The organism is Acinetobacter sp. YH16038 (assembly GCF_013417275.1).
In the GTDB taxonomy this organism is placed as follows: Bacteria; Pseudomonadota; Gammaproteobacteria; order Pseudomonadales; family Moraxellaceae; genus Acinetobacter.
This window is the reverse complement of the sequence record NZ_VPEG01000142.1, coordinates 1-1,566: the sequence shown is the minus strand read 5'-3', so window position 1 is coordinate 1,566 and position 1,566 is coordinate 1. Positions and strand designations below refer to the sequence as shown.

Here is a 1,566-nt window from a genome sequence, read left to right as displayed (position 1 = left end):
ATTGCGAAGCAAAAGATAATCGGATAAAATGTAGCAATTCATATTCGTAAGCGTGGAGTAATCAGATGGGAAATTCCAAGTCAGCAGACAAGTAAGCCGCAACAACCAGTATTGTTGTTGCGGCGCTCTGTAAGGCTAGTCTCATCTGATTGCTGACGAGCAGACGTCGCCCGGTATTCCTTAATCGAGGGTTGATTCGTCATGACCACCACACGCCCCGCGTGGGCCTATACGCTGCCGGCAGCACTGCTGCTGATGGCTCCTTTCGACATCCTCGCTTCACTGGCGATGGATATTTATCTCCCTGTCGTTCCAGCGATGCCCGGCATCCTGAACACGACGCCCGCTATGATCCAACTCACGTTGAGCCTCTATATGGTGATGCTCGGCGTGGGCCAGGTGATTTTTGGTCCGCTCTCAGACAGAATCGGGCGACGGCCAATTCTACTTGCGGGCGCAACGGCTTTCGTCATTGCGTCTCTGGGAGCAGCTTGGTCTTCAACTGCACCGGCCTTTGTCGCTTTCCGTCTACTTCAAGCAGTGGGCGCGTCGGCCATGCTGGTGGCGACGTTCGCGACGGTTCGCGACGTTTATGCCAACCGTCCTGAGGGTGTCGTCATCTACGGCCTTTTCAGTTCGATGCTGGCGTTCGTGCCTGCGCTCGGCCCTATCGCCGGAGTATTGATCGGCGAGTTCTTGGGATGGCAGGCGATATTCATTACTTTGGCTATACTGGCGATGCTCGCACTCCTAAATGCGGGTTTCAGGTGGCACGAAACCCGCCCTCTGGATCAAGTCAAGACGCGCCGATCTGTCTTGCCGATCTTCGCGAGTCCGGCTTTTTGGGTTTACACTGTCGGCTTTAGCGCCGGTATGGGCACCTACTTCGTCTTCTTCTCGACGGCTCCCCGTGTGCTCATAGGCCAAGCGGAATATTCCGAGATCGGATTCAGCTTTGCCTTCGCCACTGTCGCGCTTGTAATGATCGTGACAACCCGTTTCGCGAAGTCCTTTGTCGCCAGATGGGGCATCGCAGGATGCGTGGCGCGTGGGATGGCGTTGCTTGTTTGCGGAGCGGTCCTGTTGGGGATCGGCGAACTTTACGGCTCGCCGTCATTCCTCACCTTCATCCTACCGATGTGGGTTGTCGCGGTCGGTATTGTCTTCACGGTGTCCGTTACCGCGAACGGCGCTTTGGCAGAGTTCGACGACATCGCGGGATCAGCGGTCGCGTTCTACTTCTGCGTTCAAAGCCTGATAGTCAGCATTGTCGGGACATTGGCGGTGGCACTTTTAAACGGTGACACAGCGTGGCCCGTGATCTGTTACGCCACGGCGATGGCGGTACTGGTTTCGTTGGGGCTGGTGCTCCTTCGGCTCCGTGGGGCTGCCACCGAGAAGTCGCCAGTCGTCTAACCGACGACTGGTAGCAGGCCCGCTCCGATGCGGCGCACTAACCATCGAAACCTCGTGAATGTCGGTATCCTGTCTGGCAGGATACCGCTCATTTCCCTTGTTCAGTTCATCGCCGTCGCCGAGCATCTGAATTTTCGGCATGCGGCCAAG

1 protein-coding gene and 1 pseudogene are annotated in these 1,566 nt (G+C 56.6%); both read left to right on the top strand.

The window, feature by feature from the left end:
- Positions 1-201: 201 nt before the first annotated feature.
- Entirely contained in the window at positions 202-1,416 is a 1,215-nt protein-coding gene (gene floR / locus FTV34_RS17360; protein WP_000214122.1) for a chloramphenicol/florfenicol efflux MFS transporter FloR, read from the top strand.
- 27 nt (positions 1,417-1,443) lie between these two features.
- Positions 1,444-1,566 (top strand): annotated as a pseudogene (locus FTV34_RS18060) (LysR family transcriptional regulator); the annotation flags it as partial.

Excerpts from the sequence above, each read along its gene's own strand:
- floR (WP_000214122.1), top strand. The coding sequence starts at position 202 with ATGACCACCACACGCCCCGCGTGGGCCTATACGCTGCCGGCAGCACTG.